This window comes from Nonomuraea sp. B12E4 (genome assembly GCF_039871825.1).
Classification (GTDB): domain Bacteria; phylum Actinomycetota; class Actinomycetes; order Streptosporangiales; family Streptosporangiaceae; genus Nonomuraea.
In genome coordinates this window covers 254242-267220 of the sequence record NZ_JBDPME010000009.1, presented here as the reverse complement: position 1 = coordinate 267220, position 12979 = coordinate 254242, and the positions used below count along the sequence as shown (strand labels likewise).

The 12979-nt window shown below is 71.3% G+C and carries 15 protein-coding genes and 1 riboswitch; of the genes, 3 read left to right on the top strand and 12 right to left on the bottom strand.

The genetic code is table 11. From position 1 onward, the window contains the following. Positions 1 to 5 precede the first annotated feature (5 nt). Positions 6 to 1046: an LLM class F420-dependent oxidoreductase gene (locus ABGB18_RS22440; protein ID WP_347697511.1), complete on the bottom strand. Its 1041-nt coding sequence runs from the start codon at positions 1044 to 1046 to the stop codon at positions 6 to 8. 90 nt (positions 1047 to 1136) lie between these two features. On the opposite strand from ABGB18_RS22440, the gene ABGB18_RS22435 reads away from it, so the two are divergent. After that, positions 1137 to 2024: an endonuclease/exonuclease/phosphatase family protein gene (locus ABGB18_RS22435; RefSeq protein WP_347697510.1), complete on the top strand. Its 888-nt coding sequence runs from the start codon at positions 1137 to 1139 to the stop codon at positions 2022 to 2024. Here ABGB18_RS22435 and ABGB18_RS22430 read toward each other — a convergent pair. The 4 genes from ABGB18_RS22430 to ABGB18_RS22415 form a co-directional block, all read right to left on the bottom strand. After that, complete coding sequence (locus ABGB18_RS22430; protein ID WP_347697509.1) at positions 2013 to 2576, bottom strand: nucleotidyltransferase family protein; 564 nt, start codon at positions 2574 to 2576, stop codon at positions 2013 to 2015. The genes ABGB18_RS22435 and ABGB18_RS22430 overlap by 12 nt on opposite strands. 188 nt (positions 2577 to 2764) lie before the next feature. Continuing rightward, positions 2765 to 3856, bottom strand: a complete 1092-nt coding sequence (locus ABGB18_RS22425) for an XdhC/CoxI family protein (RefSeq protein ID WP_347697508.1) — start codon at positions 3854 to 3856, stop codon at positions 2765 to 2767. Next, positions 3849 to 4982: a VWA domain-containing protein gene (locus ABGB18_RS22420; RefSeq protein WP_347697507.1), complete on the bottom strand. Its 1134-nt coding sequence runs from the start codon at positions 4980 to 4982 to the stop codon at positions 3849 to 3851. The genes ABGB18_RS22425 and ABGB18_RS22420 overlap by 8 nt, the downstream gene beginning before the upstream one ends. Beyond that, positions 4975 to 5841, bottom strand: coding sequence for a MoxR family ATPase (locus tag ABGB18_RS22415; RefSeq protein ID WP_347697590.1), 867 nt, complete (start codon positions 5839 to 5841; stop codon positions 4975 to 4977). The genes ABGB18_RS22420 and ABGB18_RS22415 overlap by 8 nt, the downstream gene beginning before the upstream one ends. A 123-nt stretch (positions 5842 to 5964) precedes the next feature. On the opposite strand from ABGB18_RS22415, the gene ABGB18_RS22410 reads away from it, so the two are divergent. Continuing rightward, positions 5965 to 6894 carry a hypothetical protein gene (locus ABGB18_RS22410; protein ID WP_347697506.1) on the top strand — a complete coding sequence of 310 codons (930 nt, stop codon included), beginning with the start codon at positions 5965 to 5967 and terminating at the stop codon, positions 6892 to 6894. A 43-nt stretch (positions 6895 to 6937) separates the two neighbouring features. Further along, entirely contained in the window at positions 6938 to 7225 is a 288-nt protein-coding gene (locus tag ABGB18_RS22405; protein WP_347697505.1) for a hypothetical protein, read from the top strand. Between the two features lie 20 nt (positions 7226 to 7245). Here the strand turns inward: ABGB18_RS22405 and ABGB18_RS22400 are convergent, their stop codons facing one another. The 7 genes from ABGB18_RS22400 to ABGB18_RS22370 form a co-directional block, all read right to left on the bottom strand. Continuing rightward, positions 7246 to 7701, bottom strand: coding sequence for a PH domain-containing protein (locus tag ABGB18_RS22400; protein ID WP_347697504.1), 456 nt, complete (start codon positions 7699 to 7701; stop codon positions 7246 to 7248). 19 nt (positions 7702 to 7720) lie between these two features. Next, on the bottom strand, positions 7721 to 8188 hold the full coding sequence (gene ribH, locus ABGB18_RS22395) for a 6,7-dimethyl-8-ribityllumazine synthase (RefSeq protein ID WP_347697503.1): 468 nt from the start codon (positions 8186 to 8188) through the stop codon (positions 7721 to 7723). Between the two features lie 58 nt (positions 8189 to 8246). Then, positions 8247 to 9464 carry a bifunctional 3,4-dihydroxy-2-butanone-4-phosphate synthase/GTP cyclohydrolase II gene (locus ABGB18_RS22390; protein WP_347697502.1) on the bottom strand — a complete coding sequence of 406 codons (1218 nt, stop codon included), beginning with the start codon at positions 9462 to 9464 and terminating at the stop codon, positions 8247 to 8249. Further along, complete coding sequence (locus ABGB18_RS22385; RefSeq protein WP_347697501.1) at positions 9461 to 10120, bottom strand: nicotinamide mononucleotide transporter family protein; 660 nt, start codon at positions 10118 to 10120, stop codon at positions 9461 to 9463. The genes ABGB18_RS22390 and ABGB18_RS22385 overlap by 4 nt, the downstream gene beginning before the upstream one ends. Continuing rightward, on the bottom strand, positions 10117 to 10707 hold the full coding sequence (locus ABGB18_RS22380) for a riboflavin synthase (RefSeq protein WP_347697500.1): 591 nt from the start codon (positions 10705 to 10707) through the stop codon (positions 10117 to 10119). Before ABGB18_RS22380 ends, ABGB18_RS22385 begins: the two co-directional genes overlap by 4 nt. After that, positions 10707 to 11849, bottom strand: coding sequence for a bifunctional diaminohydroxyphosphoribosylaminopyrimidine deaminase/5-amino-6-(5-phosphoribosylamino)uracil reductase RibD (gene ribD / locus ABGB18_RS22375; protein ID WP_347697499.1), 1143 nt, complete (start codon positions 11847 to 11849; stop codon positions 10707 to 10709). Before ribD ends, ABGB18_RS22380 begins: the two co-directional genes overlap by 1 nt. A 105-nt stretch (positions 11850 to 11954) precedes the next feature. After that, positions 11955 to 12085, bottom strand: a riboswitch (FMN riboswitch). A 73-nt stretch (positions 12086 to 12158) separates the two neighbouring features. Continuing rightward, entirely contained in the window at positions 12159 to 12920 is a 762-nt protein-coding gene (locus ABGB18_RS22370; RefSeq protein ID WP_347697498.1) for an oxygenase MpaB family protein, read from the bottom strand. Positions 12921 to 12979 lie beyond the last annotated feature (59 nt).

Genomic DNA, 12979 nt, shown 5'->3' with positions numbered 1-12979 from the left:
GGCGGCTAGGCGGCGATCTCCTTGATCTTCTCGATCAGCCGGATCCGCTCCTCGTGCGTCCTGCCGAGCGGCGTCACGTTGAGCGTGGTCACCCCCGACTCCCTCATCGCCCGCACCCGGTCGCGTACGAACCCCTCGCTGCCGACCAGCGACATCTTCTCCAGCAGCTCGGCCGGGACCAGCGCCGCCGCCTCGTCCTTCTGGCCCTTCAGGTAGAGGTCCTGGATCTGCTCGGCCTCCTTCTCGTAGCCGTAGCGCCGGGCCAGGTCGTTGTAGAAGTTCCTGCCCTTGGCGCCCATGCCGCCGATGTACAGGGCCGCCGTCGGCCGCCCGAACTCCAGCAGCCCCGCCACGTCGTCGCCGATCGCCAGCGACGCCTGCGCGATCACGTCCAGCTCGCCCAGCCCGGGGTCGCGGGCGGCCCTGCCCGCGGCCAGGGACCGGCCCCAGACGTCGGCGGCCTTCTCCGGCACGTAGAAGATCGGCTGCCAGCCCTCGGCCACCTCGGCGGCCAGCTCGACGTTCTTCGGGCCGATGGCGGCGATCACGACGGGGACGCGCGGGCGTACCGGGTGGTTGATGAGCTTGAGCGCCTTGCCCAGGCCGGTGCCCTGGTCGGGCGGGAGCGGCAGCGTGTAGTGCCGGCCGTCGTACTGCAGGCGCTCGCGCCGCCACACCTGGCGGCAGATCTCGATGATCTCCCTGGTACGCCCCAGCGGCGCGGTGTACGGCACCCCGTGGAACCCCTCGATCACCTGCGGCCCCGAGGCGCCGAGCCCCAGCGTGAAACGCCCGTCGGAGACGTAGTCCAGCCCGGCGGCCGTCATGGCCAGCAGCGTCGGCGTGCGCGAGTAGATCGGCAGGATGCCCGAGGCGATCTCCAGCCGCTCGGTCCTGGCCGCGATGTAGCCGAGCTGGCTGACGGCGTCGAAGGAGTAGGCCTCGGCCACGAAGACGATGTCCAGCCCCGCTCTCTCGTAGTCGGCCAGCTCCGCCACGGTCTCCTTGAAACCGCCCGAGTAGTTGAGTGCCATACCGATACGCATGCCGGGCTCCCGAACCGAATCATATTCCGTTTGGACGCGAACAGGTTATCGTGTCGGCGTGTCGGGCAGGGAGCGACTAGCCTGGTGCGGATGTTGAGCCGGGTTGTCGTCGTCGTGTCCGCCGTGCTGGCCGTGGCCCTGGCCGGGCACCGGCTCATCCCGGCGTTGGGGGGATTCACCCCCGTGATGGAGAGCCTGCTGCCCTGGCTGGGCTGGGCGGTCCCGCTGTTGCTCGTGGCCGCCACGGTGGCACGTTCCAGAGTGGCCGCCGTGACGGCGCTGGTCCCGGGCGTGGTGTGGGCGGCGATGTTCGGCTCCACGCTGTTCCGCAGCCCGCCGGGCGGCCCCCACGACCTGGCCGTCGGCACGGTCAACGTGGGCGTGCGCAACAGCGCCTCCGGCGAGGCCGTGCGGTCCATCGCCAAGGGCCTCGACCTGCTGGCCGCCCAGGAGCTGACCAGCGGCGGGCCGGCGGCCAAGCAGCTCAACAAGATGTTCCGCTACCGCTACCCGGTCAGCACGGTCGGCCTGTGGAGCCGCTACCCGCTCAGCGACACCAAGCCGCTCGACCTCGGCATGGGCTGGCCGCGGGCGCTGCGCGCGGTGGTCAGCACGCCCAAGGGCAAGGTGACCGTCTACGTGATGCACCTGGCCTCGGCCCGGCCCGGCGCCACCACCTCCCGCGACGCCACGCTCGCCCAGGCCCGCAAGCTCATCGACGCCGACTCCAGCAAGCGCATCCTGCTGCTCGGCGATCTCAACACCGCCACCACCGACCGGGGCATGCGGGGGCTGACGCCGCCGCTGACCGACGCGCAGGGCGCGGCCGGCGATGGGTTCGGGTTCACCTGGCCGTCGGAGTTCCCGATCACCCGGCCCGACCACATCCTGTTCAGGGGGATGACGGCCACCGAGGCGGGCGTGGCGCCGGCGACCGGCAGCGACCACCGGGCCGCCGTGGCGTCACTACGTCTCTAGCAGGCGCAGGTCCTCGGGGGTGTCGATGTCGGACGGGTCGCCGTGCCCGTCGCACGGCACCTCGGTGACCAGCCCGGAGTGGGCCTTCAGGTACGGCCTGGCCCCGACGTCGCCCACGGCCAGCTCGGCCACCCCGGCGAAGTGCTCGCGGGCGATCAGCACGGGGTTCCTGCGCCGCCCGCCATACGTGGCGACGGCCAGCCCGGCGCCGGAGTCGATCAGCGCGCGCACCGCGCCCGGCCGGATCAGCGGCTGGTCGACCAGCGCGACCACCACGGCCTCGGCCTGCTCGGGCAGCGCGGCCAGCCCCACCCGCAGGGACGAGCCCATGCCGGTCGCCCAGCCGGGGTTGCGCACGACGACCGCCCCGCGCACCTGCACGGTGACCGCGCCGAGCACGACCACGACGGGATGGCAGCCGCCGTCGGCGAGCAGCCGCACGCCGCGGTCCACCAGCCGCTCGCCCTCGTACTCCACCAGCGCCTTGGGCGTGCCCAGCCGGGCGCCCCGGCCGGCCGCCAGCAGCAGCCCCGCGACCCCGCCTCTCTTCATCGAACCTCCTTGAACGTGGCGACCCCAGGTTTCGGCCTTGGGGAACCTGGGGGAACGCTGTACTCATCCGGCGGCTCCGCGCCGTCGTTACGGTCGTCCGGCGGGCCAGGCCGCAAGACCTACCGCCGGGCCGGCGGGACTGCGACGGCCGTGTGAGACCGCCGGACGGTTCAGCCGCGGCGGGGAGGTCACGACGCCTCGTGGTGGATGCGGCCGTGCGTGCTGGTCAGCGGCCTGCCCGAGCCGCCCCAGCGGAGCTGGATCAGCTCGGCGGCGATCGACACGGCCGTCTCCTCGGGGGTGCGCGCGCCGAGGTCGAGGCCGATCGGCGACCTCAGCCTGGCCAGCTCGGGCTCGGTGAGGCCGGCCTCGCGCAGCCGTTCGAGACGGTCCTCGTGGGTGCGGCGCGAGCCCATCGCGCCCACGTATCCGGCATCGGTGCGCAGCGCCACCTCCAGCAGCGGCACGTCGAACTTGGGGTCGTGGGTGAGCACGCAGATCACCGTACGCTCGTCCACCTGCACGGAGCTCAGGTAGTCGTGCGGCCACTTGACCACCACCTCGTCGGCGTCGGGGAAACGCTTCGGGGTGGCGAAGATCGGCCGGGCGTCGCAGACCGTGACGTGATAGCCGAGGAACTTGCCCACCTTGGCCACCGCGGCGGCGAAGTCGATCGCCCCGAACACCAGCATGCGCGGCGGCGGCGCGAACGAGTGCACGAACACCGCCAGGTCGTCCAGCCGCCGCTCCCCCTGGCCGCCGTAGCGCCGCAGGCCCGTCAGGCCCTGGGCGAGCATGCCGCGGGCGTCGTCGTCCACGGCCTCGTCGAGCCGGGCCAGGCCGAGGGTGCCCGACGAGCGGTCCGGCCAGATGATCCGGCGGGCGCCGACCCGGCCGGGGCCGGAGGCGATGGTGGCCACGGCGACCGGCTCGTGCGACTCCACGGACGCGGCGACCTCACCCAGCTCGGGGAACGTCTCGATCGAGATGGGCTCGACCAGGATGTCGATGATGCCGCCGCAGGTGAGCCCGACGGCGAACGCGTCGTCGTCGCTCACGCCGTACCGCTGCAGGACGGGGGTCTCGATCTCGGCGGCCAGCTCGAACACGGCGCCCTCGACGCAGCCGCCGGACACGCTGCCGACGACCTCGTCGCCGCGCACCGCCATGGCGGCGCCCGGCGGCCGGGGCGCGCTGCTCCAGGTGCCCACCACCGTCGCCAGCCCGAACCGGAGTCCGGACCTCCACCACCGCAGGATCTCCGGTAGCACGTCACGCATGGGCGAGCCTTTCGCTGAGTTGTTCGTACGCGGCCAAGCTGTGTCCCGCCACCAGGTCGTCCAGGTACGGGAGGGCGGCCCGCATCCCCCCGGTGAGCGGTTGATAATCCTCATACCCCTTGTGCGGGTTGACCCAGATCACCCGGTGCGCCTGCCGGGCCAGCCTGGCCATCTGGGTGCCCAGCAGCTCCGGGTCACCGCGTTCCCAGCCGTCCGAGGCGATCACGGCGAGGGCTCCCCTGGCGCTGAACCGGGCGAGGTACTCCCTGAGCTCCTCGCCCAGCCGCGTGCCGCCGCTCCAGTCGGGGATGGCCTTGGACACCTCGTTCAGCGCGGCGTCCGGGTCGCGGTGGCGCAGCTCGGCCGTGATCGGGGTGAGCCGGGTGCCGACCGAGTAGACGCTGGTGGCCCTGGGCTCGCTCCTGACCAGCGCGTGGGCGAAGCGCAGCAGCGTCTCGGCGTAGGGCGCCATCGAGCCGCTGACGTCCACGAACAGCACGACCCTGCGCGGCCTGGTGGTGTGCCTGCGGCGCCGCAGCCGGGCCACCTCGCCCTTCCTGAGCGCGTCGCGGATGGTGCGGCGCTGGTCCAGCAGGCCGCGGTGCGCGCTCTCGAACCGGCGTGAGCGCCGCCGGGCGCGCCCGTTCCTCAGCAGGGTCAGCATCCGGTGCACCTCGGCCCGCTCCGCCTCGCTCAGCCGGGCCACGTCGCGCTGCCGCAGCACCTCGATCCGGCTCGCCGTGGCGGCCGCCGCCGTCCCGTCGTCGTCCGCCCGCTCGCCGTCGCCCCGCTCGGCCAGGTGCCGGGTCACGCTCGTGCTGCTCGTACGGGCGAGCCCCGCCTTCCGCCCGCCGAAGTACGCGGCGAAGCAGCGGTCGTAGCGGGCCAGGTCGTCGGGCCTGGCGCACAGGGTGAGCCGCCCGGCCCAGTAGACCTCGGCGGGATCGGTCACGTCGAGGTGATCGAGCGCCTCCAGCATGCTCCGCGTCCGCTCGTGATCGGCGCCCACTCCGGCCGCGCGCAGCGTCCTGGCGAATCCCGTCATGGTGGCGGCGAACCCGTCCATGGGCGAGACCGGGGTGCCGCCGTCCCCGCGCGCGGTCGGCCTGGCGGCCCGATCAGCCATGGGCGAGCAGCCCGTTCCCGAGCACGGTGGAGACGTCCTCGCGGTATTTCAGCGCCGCCCCCAGCGTGGCCGCGGCCAGCCCGGGGTCGAGCTCCTTCGCGCCCAGCGTGAGCAGCGCCTCGGTCCAGTCGAGCGTCTCGGCGACGCCGGGCGGCTTGACCAGGTCGGCCTGCCGCAGCCGCGCGGCCGCCCCGGCCACCTGCGCGGCCAGCGTCTCGGTGCACTCGGGCAGGCGGCGCAGCAGGATGGCGACCTCGCGGTCGAAGCCCGGATGCTCCAGCCAGTGGTAGAGGCAGCGCCGCTTGAGCGCGTCGTGCACCTCGCGCGTCCGGTTGGAGGTCACCACGACCACCGGCGGCGTATCGGCCTTGACCGTGCCCAGCTCGGGAATCGAGATCGTGAAGTCGGAGAGCACTTCGAGCAGGAACGCCTCGAACTCGTCGTCGGCCCGGTCGATCTCGTCCACGAGCAGCACGCTCGGCTGCGTCTCGATGGCCTTCAGCAGCGGCCTGGCGATCAGGAACCGCCGGTCGTAGATCTCCCCTTCCAGCCTGCCCACATCGGTGATCCCGGCGGCCTCGGCGGCTTTGAGGTGGAGGAGCTGGCGGGCGAAGTCCCAGTCGTACAGGGCCTGGGCCGCGTCCAGCCCCTCGTAGCACTGCAGCCGGATGAGCGGCGCGTCCAGCAGCGTCGCGAGTGTCTTGGCCAGCTCGGTCTTCCCGACCCCGGCCTCTCCTTCGAGGAAGAGCGGCCGCCCCATCCGCAGCGCGAGGAAGGCCGCCGTGGCCAGCCCTTCGTCGGCCAGGTAGGCGTGCCGGTCGAGCAGCTCGATGAGCCTGTCCGGAGACTCGATGTCCACCGTCCTGATTGTCCGCCGCAGCACGCCTTCAGGCTACGCCTGACACCCGCCTCCGCGATATTCGCCTCTGCATTCGATCGCTCACAGTAATATTTCCATCACCGAACGAAAGGATCCCAGGGCATGCCCCCCAGCCTTCAACATGAAATACCACTGGAGATGTTGCGCCGCCGCCCCGATCTCGGCCTGGAACTCCTGGTCCGCGCCCTGGACGCGCACGGCGACGGCTACAGCGACGCCCGCGAGGAGTCGGTGGACATGAGCCACCGGGTCACCGAGGCCAGAGCCGACTCCGTCATCTCCGTGAAAGGGCCGGACGGCGAGAGGCGCTACCTGATCATCGAGATCCAGCGCCGTTACAAGGTCGACAAACTCTGGGACTGGTTCGGCTACGTCGGCGGCCTCATGGCCAGGAAGCGGTGCGGCGTCATCCTGCTGGTGGTCTGCCCGGACGAGACATCGGCCGCCAGATACCGCGAGGGCATCAAGATAGCGGACACCTGCATGCTCTTCGTCCCGGTGGTCCTCAGTCCCAAGCAGATGCCCCGCATCCAGGACCCGGAGGAGATCCGTCGCTTCCCCGAGCTCGCCATCCTGTCCGCGGCCGCCCACCCGGACGACCTCGACACGGCTCAGGCCGTCGCGAAGACGCTGCTCGCCACCGACGACGACTACAGCCTCTTCTACTACGACTTCCTGCGCGAGCAGCTCAGCGAAAAGATCCGCATCAAACTGGAGGACATGATGATCGACCTCAACCAACGCCTTCCCGACCGCTTCACCAAGCCCCTCGAAGACGCCGCGGAGGCACGCGGAAAGGCCCTCGGGGAGAAGCTCGGCGAAGCACGCGGAAGAGCCCTCGGGGAGAAGCTCGGCGAGGTCCAAGGGCAGCGCTTGTCGCTGGTCTCATTGCTGGAGGCCCGAGGCCTGGGCATCAGCGAGAAGCAACGCGAGATCGTCGATGACTGCACGGACAGCTACCAGTTCACCGCCTGGATCGTCCAGGCCGCCACTGCGGAAACAGCCGCCGAGATCTTCGGCGAGACCCTCTGACAGCCCGCGCACCAACGAGATCCCCACTCAACTGGAGGACGGTATGTCCCGCAACCTTTCCGGCTTTTTCGCCAGGCGCCTCGAAGAGGCCACGGAGCCGCGCGAGCTGATATTCGCAGAAAGGCGCGGAATGGCGGAAGGGATGATGCTCGGCGAGATCGTAGGCCGGGTCAGGGCACTGCTCGTGGTGCTGGAGGCCCGTGGCTTGCAGATCAGCTGGGACCAGCGGATAAAGATCGAGAGCTGCGTGGACAACTACCAGCTCACCGCGTGGACCATGCACGCCGTCACCGCGGAGACGGCCGACGAGATCTTCGGCGAGGTGATCTGAGAGCCTCCCGCCGGAGCGGGCTAACTCACTTCGCGGGCCTCCCCGCGCTCCCGGATCAGGGCCTCGAGTTCGGCCGTGGCCCGTCGGGCGCGGGGTTTCTCCGAGCCCTGGATGCCCATCGCCCCGATGGTGCGCCCGTCCGAGAAGTCGATCCTCGGCCACGGGTCGCCCACCAGGAGGGTGACGTCCAAGATCTCCGGCCAGGTGTAGCGGTGGGTGCGCATGGCGTTGACGATCGTGACGCCCTCGTTGTCGGCCTCCACCCGCACCCGCCCCAGCAGATGCAGCACGAACGCCACCGCGCACCCGAACGCCACGATCGCCAGCCGGTCGGCCAGCGTGAACGGCTCGGCGATGAAGATCGCCATGACCACCGCCCCCGCCACGATCAGCACGGCGAAGCCGTAGGCGACGAACCTTCCCCGGCGGGGACGCCAGGTGACAGGCAGGGACGGCGGGGGCACGAGCTCGGACACGAGGGAAACCTATCGCAGCTCAGTGCAGATTCCGCAGCAGGAGAGCGGTCTCCAGCGCGGCGATGGCCGACTCGTAACCTTTGTCCTCCTTGCTCCCAGGTAGGCCCGAGCGGTCCAGGGCCTGGTCCAGCGTCTCGCAGGTGAGTACGCCGTTGCCGACCGGCGTTTCCTCATCCAGCGCGATGCGGGTCAGACCCGAGGTCACCGAGTCGCAGACGTAGTCGAAATGGGCTGTCTCGCCTTTGATGACCGCGCCCAGGGCCACCACCGCGTCGCAGCGGCGGGCCAGCGCCTGGGCGACCACCGGGATCTCCAGCGATCCCGGCACCCGCACCACGGTCGCCGTGGCACCGCTGTCGGCGCAGGCCTGCACGGCCCTGGCCACGAGCTGGTCGGTGATCTTGGCGTGCCAACTGGCCGCCACCACCCCGACCGTCAGCCCCGAAGCGTCCGGCGCGGCGGCACCCGGCCGTCCTTCCCCGCTCATATCCTCTCCTCCGTCGCACACATGAGGGGGCCCCGGCCACGTCTGATGGTTCCCGCGCTCACGAAGCCTCCGAGATGACGTGGCCGAGGCGGTCGCGCTTGGCCTTCAGGTATCGCTCGTTGTGGGGGTTCATGGCCACGGGCACGGGCTCGCGGCCGAGGACCTTGATGCCGTACCCGTCCATCCCCCTGAGCTTGGCCGGGTTGTTGGTGAGCAGCCGCACCGACTTGACCCCGAGGTCGGCCAGGATCTGGCCCGCGTTGGAGAACTCCCGGGCGTCCACCGGCAGCCCCAGCTCCACGTTGGCGTCGACGGTGTCGCTGCCGTTGTCCTGCAGGTTGTACGCCTTGAGCTTGGCCAGCAGGCCGATGCCCCGGCCCTCGTGCCCTCGCAGGTAGACGACCACCCCGCGGCCCTCCTTGGCGATGGCCGCCATGGCGTTGTCGAGCTGCACCCCGCAGTCACAGCGCAGCGAGCCGAACACGTCGCCGGTCAGGCATTCGGAATGCGCCCTGACCAGGACGTTCTCGCCGCCGTTAAGGTCGCCGAAGACCAGCGCCACGTGCTCGCCGCCGTCCAGCGCGCTGGCGTAGCCACAGACCTGCCACATGCCGTACGCGTTGGGCAGCCGCGTCTCCGCGACCCTGGTGACCATGCTCTCGACCCGGCGGCGGTGGTCGACGAGCTGCTCGATCGACACGAGCGCCAGGTCGTGCTCGTCGGCGAAGCGCCGCAACTGGGGCAGCCTGGCCATGGTGCCGTCGTCGTTGACCACCTCGGCCAGCGCGCCGGCCGCCGACAGCCCGGCCAGCCTGGCCAGGTCCACCGCGGCCTCGGTGTGGCCGCGCCGGGCCAGCACCCCGCCCTCCTGGTAGCGCAGCGGGAAGATGTGACCGGGCCGCACCAGCTCGTCGGGCTCGGTGGCGGAGTCGGCCAGGGTGCGGATGGTCCGTGCCCGGTCGGCGGCGGAGATGCCGGTGGAGACGCCGTCGCGGGCGTCCACGGTGATCGTGTACGCCGTGCGCATGCGTTCCTTGTTGTGGAAGACCATGAGCGGCAGACCGAGCCGGTCGAGCTCCTTGCCCTCCATGGCCACGCAGATCATTCCGCTGGTGTGCCTGATGGTGAACGTGCACAGCTCGGGCGTGGCCTTGGCGGCGGCGAAGATGAGGTCGCCCTCGTTCTCCCGGCTCTCGTCGTCGACGACCACGACGGGCTTGCCGATGCGGATGTCCTCGATGGCCCGCTCGATCGGGTCGAGCTTGATGTCGTTCATGACGCCACCGCCACGGACAGCGGCGCGGAGCGGTATTCGCGCAGCCATTTGACGAACCCGATCACGACCAGCACGAAGAACAGACCGTAGACGGCTCCGGAGACCACCAGGCCCGAGCGGAACGCCACCGGCACCCCGACCAGGTCCACCGCGACCCAGACGATCCAGAAGTCCACCAGCGCCCGGCCCTGCGCCCAGGTGGCCATCGCGCTGCCGACGAAGATGTAGGCGTCCGCGGCCACCAGGAAAGCGCCCTCCGGCAGCGGCACCGCGGCGCCCCACGACAGTCCGGTGACGAAGAACAACCATCCGATCACGGCCGTGCCCACCACGATGCCGCCGATCAGCACGGCCCGCTCCCACCAGTGGGCCGGGCGGACGGCCAGTTGCCTGCCGTCCTGCGTGCCGCGCCGCCACGCCCACCAGCCGTAGACCGCCAGGCCCGCGAACATGGCCTGCTTGAGCGCGTTGCCGGTGATGTGCGCGTTGATGGAGGCGACGAACAGCAGCACCGAGCCGGTGAACTGCACCGGCCACGTCCACATCGACTTCCGTATGGCCAGCAGGACCGTCGACAGGGCGGCGATGTTGCCCACGAGGTCGGTCCACAACACATGCGTGCCGAATATCTCAAATCCGGCGTCGGCCCAGTTCACTGCCTGACCACCAACCTCTCCACGTACTTCGCGATCACGTCGACCTCGATGTTCACGACGTCGCCCACCTGGCGCTCGCCCATCGTGGTCAGCTTCAGCGTGGTCGGGATGAGGCTCACGCCGAAGCCTTCGTCGTCAACCGTCGTGACCGTCAGGCTGATTCCGTCGATGGCGATCGAGCCCTTCTCCGCGACGTACCGGCTGATCGGCGCGGGGAGCGAGAAACGCAGGTCGTCCCACTTCTCGCCGGGGTCTCGCGACAGCAGCACGGCGGTGCCGTCGACGTGGCCCTGCACGATGTGGCCGCCGAGGCGCTGGTCGGCGCGTACGGCCCGCTCCAGGTTGACCGCCGACCCCTGGTCGAGCCCGCCGAGGGAGCTGCGGTCGAGCGACTCCCTGATCACGTCCACGGTGAAGACGTCGTCCTTGACCTCCACGACCGTGAGGCACACGCCGTTGACCGCGATCGAGTCGCCGTGCTTGGCGTCGGAGGTGACGAGCGGGCCGCGCACCGACAGCAGGGCTCCGCCGCCCGCTTGTTCGATGGCCACCACTTCGCCTTTTTCCTCAATGATTCCGGTGAACATCACTTCTCCCTGCCTGGTTCTCTGGGCCGGGCGATTAGCCGCACATCCGGCCCGATGGGGGAAATTTCGTCAAAAGTCAGGCGGTGGATCTCGCCGATCGTGCCCACTCCGGCCGCGCCGAGCGCGGCCCGCCCGGAGCCGAGCAGCGCCGGCGCCACGTACGCGACCACGCGGTCGACCAGCCCCTGCCGGACGAACGCGCCGGCCAGCGTGGGGCCGCCCTCCACGAACACGCTGACCACCTCGCGCGCCGCCAGCTCCTTCAGCAGCGCGTGCAGGTCGAGGCCGGCCGCGTGCCGGGGCAGGCGGAGGAGGTCGGCCTTGAGCTCGGTCCCGGCGTCGTGGGCGACGGCGACGAGGGTGGGCGCCCGGTCGTCGAGCACCCTGGCGGACTGCGGCGTCCGGCCTTCGGTGTCGACCACGACCCGCAACGGCACCCGCCCGCCCCGGCCCGCCCGGTCACCCCCGCCCTCGGCGGGGGGTGCGGTGGATTCGGCGGATGGGGCGGAGCGGGCGGTGAGGTGGGGGTCATCCGCGAGCACCGTGCCGATGCCCGCCACGATCGCGTCCGCCGCCGCCCGCATCCGGTGCACGTCGGCCCGGGACTCGGCCGAGGTGATCCACTGGCTGGTGCCGTCGGCGGCGGCCGACCGGCCGTCCAGCGTGGCGGCGAACTTCCACGTCACATGGGAGCGCCCGAGCCGCGCATAGGTGAGCCACTCCTCGTTGGCCCGCTCCGCCGCACCGGCGAGCACCCCGGCGATCACCTCCACCCCGTGCGAACGCAGCCGCGCGGCGCCACCGGCGGCCTTGGGATTGGGGTCGGACACCGCGATCACCACGCGCGCGACCCCGGCCTCCAGCAGCGCCCGGCTGCACGGTCCCGTCCTGCCGGTGTGGTCGCACGGTTCGAGCGTCACGTAGGCGGTGCCGCCCCGGGCCCGCTCCCCCGCCTCGGCCAGCGCGGCGACCTCGGCGTGCGGCCCGCCCGCGTACGCGTGGAACCCCTCGCCGGCCACCTGCCCGGCGGCGTCGAGCACGACGCAGCCCACCACGGGGTTGGGGCTGGTGGTGCCATGTCCGTGCCCGGCCAGCTCGACGGCGCGCGCCATGTGCGCGGCATCTCGCGCGGGTATCTCCACCCAGGGTCTCCTACCTGCCAGTAGCCTTCAAGCCACGGCGGGCCCCGGGGGATCCATGATGCGCATGTGCATCACGACAGGCGCCCGGCTGGGAAACCGGACACCTCGCGCGCTACCTCCCATCCGGACTTTAACCGTCGGTCCCGGAATTTCACCGGGTCAACCGGCCGATGGCATCGGCCGGGTCGCGGACTGTCACCGCCGGTTCGGAATTTCACCGACCCCGGAGCACGCTAGCTCTTTCTTCTCCTACCAGTTTGCCATGCCCCGTCGGCCGCATGCGACCGCCCCACCCCCCTATAGCAAGCGCTAGGCGGCCATGAGGCGACGGGCCCGGCGGGCCGCCGGGGCGTACCGGACGCTGGCCGGGACGAGCCCGATCCCGGTGTGCAGGGTCCGCAGCGTCGCGGTCGCCCACAGGTCGCCCAGGGGAGTGGCGGGCAGCCCGTAGAGCCGGCGTGCCCAGCGCGGCAGCGTGGCGAACGCGAGCAGGGTCAGCGCGGGCAACGCGGGCTTGAGCGGCGTCAGCATGAGTGGCAGCGGGGCGTTGACCGACATGCGCAGCGGGTGGGCCGCCTCGGGGACGAAGCGCAGCCCGGGGCGTTCGGCGTCGATGTAGTCGCGCAGCTCGGCCACCGAGCCGGGGACGTCCTGCGGCGCCAGCCCCACCACCTCGGCCGCCCGCCGCCACTCCGCCACGAACGTGTCCGCCTCGGCGTCCGACAACCGCACCCCGGCCCGCCGGGCGACCGACAGGTAGGAGTCCACCTCGCCGACGTGCACCCAACGCAGGGCGGCGGGGTCGTCGAGGCGGAAGGTGACGCCGGTGTCGGGGTCGTGCGCGGTCAGCGTGGCGTGGATCTTGCGCACCCGGCGTCCGGCCCGTTCGACCTCGTCGTGGGTGCCGTAGGTGCGCACGCGTACGAACTCGCTGGTCCGTACGAACCGCGACCAGGCCTCGCTGGGATCCATGAACGCGGAGTTCTGTAGCACCCCGCGCATCGCCCGGGGATGCAGGCCCTGCATCAGCAGCGCGCGGAAGCCGCCGACGAGCTGGATCGGCTCACCCATCACCCGCCATGTCACCGAACTCGGTCCGAAGATCCCATGGTCGGCCATAAGTGATTGAT

What these genes read in the sequence shown, in the direction of transcription:
- ABGB18_RS22410 (WP_347697506.1), top strand. Translation starts at nt 5,965, where the DNA reads ATGCCCCCCAGCCTTCAACATGAAATACCACTGGAGATGTTGCGCCGC.
- ABGB18_RS22405 (WP_347697505.1), top strand. Translation starts at nt 6,938, where the DNA reads ATGTCCCGCAACCTTTCCGGCTTTTTCGCCAGGCGCCTCGAAGAGGCC.
- ABGB18_RS22435 (WP_347697510.1), top strand. Translation starts at nt 1,137, where the DNA reads ATGTTGAGCCGGGTTGTCGTCGTCGTGTCCGCCGTGCTGGCCGTGGCC.
- ABGB18_RS22380 (WP_347697500.1), bottom strand. Translation starts at nt 10,707, where the DNA reads ATGTTCACCGGAATCATTGAGGAAAAAGGCGAAGTGGTGGCCATCGAA.
- ribH (WP_347697503.1), bottom strand. Translation starts at nt 8,188, where the DNA reads ATGAGCGGGGAAGGACGGCCGGGTGCCGCCGCGCCGGACGCTTCGGGG.
- ABGB18_RS22420 (WP_347697507.1), bottom strand. Translation starts at nt 4,982, where the DNA reads ATGGCTGATCGGGCCGCCAGGCCGACCGCGCGCGGGGACGGCGGCACC.
- ABGB18_RS22370 (WP_347697498.1), bottom strand. Translation starts at nt 12,920, where the DNA reads ATGGGTGAGCCGATCCAGCTCGTCGGCGGCTTCCGCGCGCTGCTGATG.
- ABGB18_RS22430 (WP_347697509.1), bottom strand. Translation starts at nt 2,576, where the DNA reads ATGAAGAGAGGCGGGGTCGCGGGGCTGCTGCTGGCGGCCGGCCGGGGC.
- ABGB18_RS22425 (WP_347697508.1), bottom strand. Translation starts at nt 3,856, where the DNA reads ATGCGTGACGTGCTACCGGAGATCCTGCGGTGGTGGAGGTCCGGACTC.
- ABGB18_RS22390 (WP_347697502.1), bottom strand. Translation starts at nt 9,464, where the DNA reads ATGAACGACATCAAGCTCGACCCGATCGAGCGGGCCATCGAGGACATC.
- ABGB18_RS22440 (WP_347697511.1), bottom strand. Translation starts at nt 1,046, where the DNA reads ATGCGTATCGGTATGGCACTCAACTACTCGGGCGGTTTCAAGGAGACC.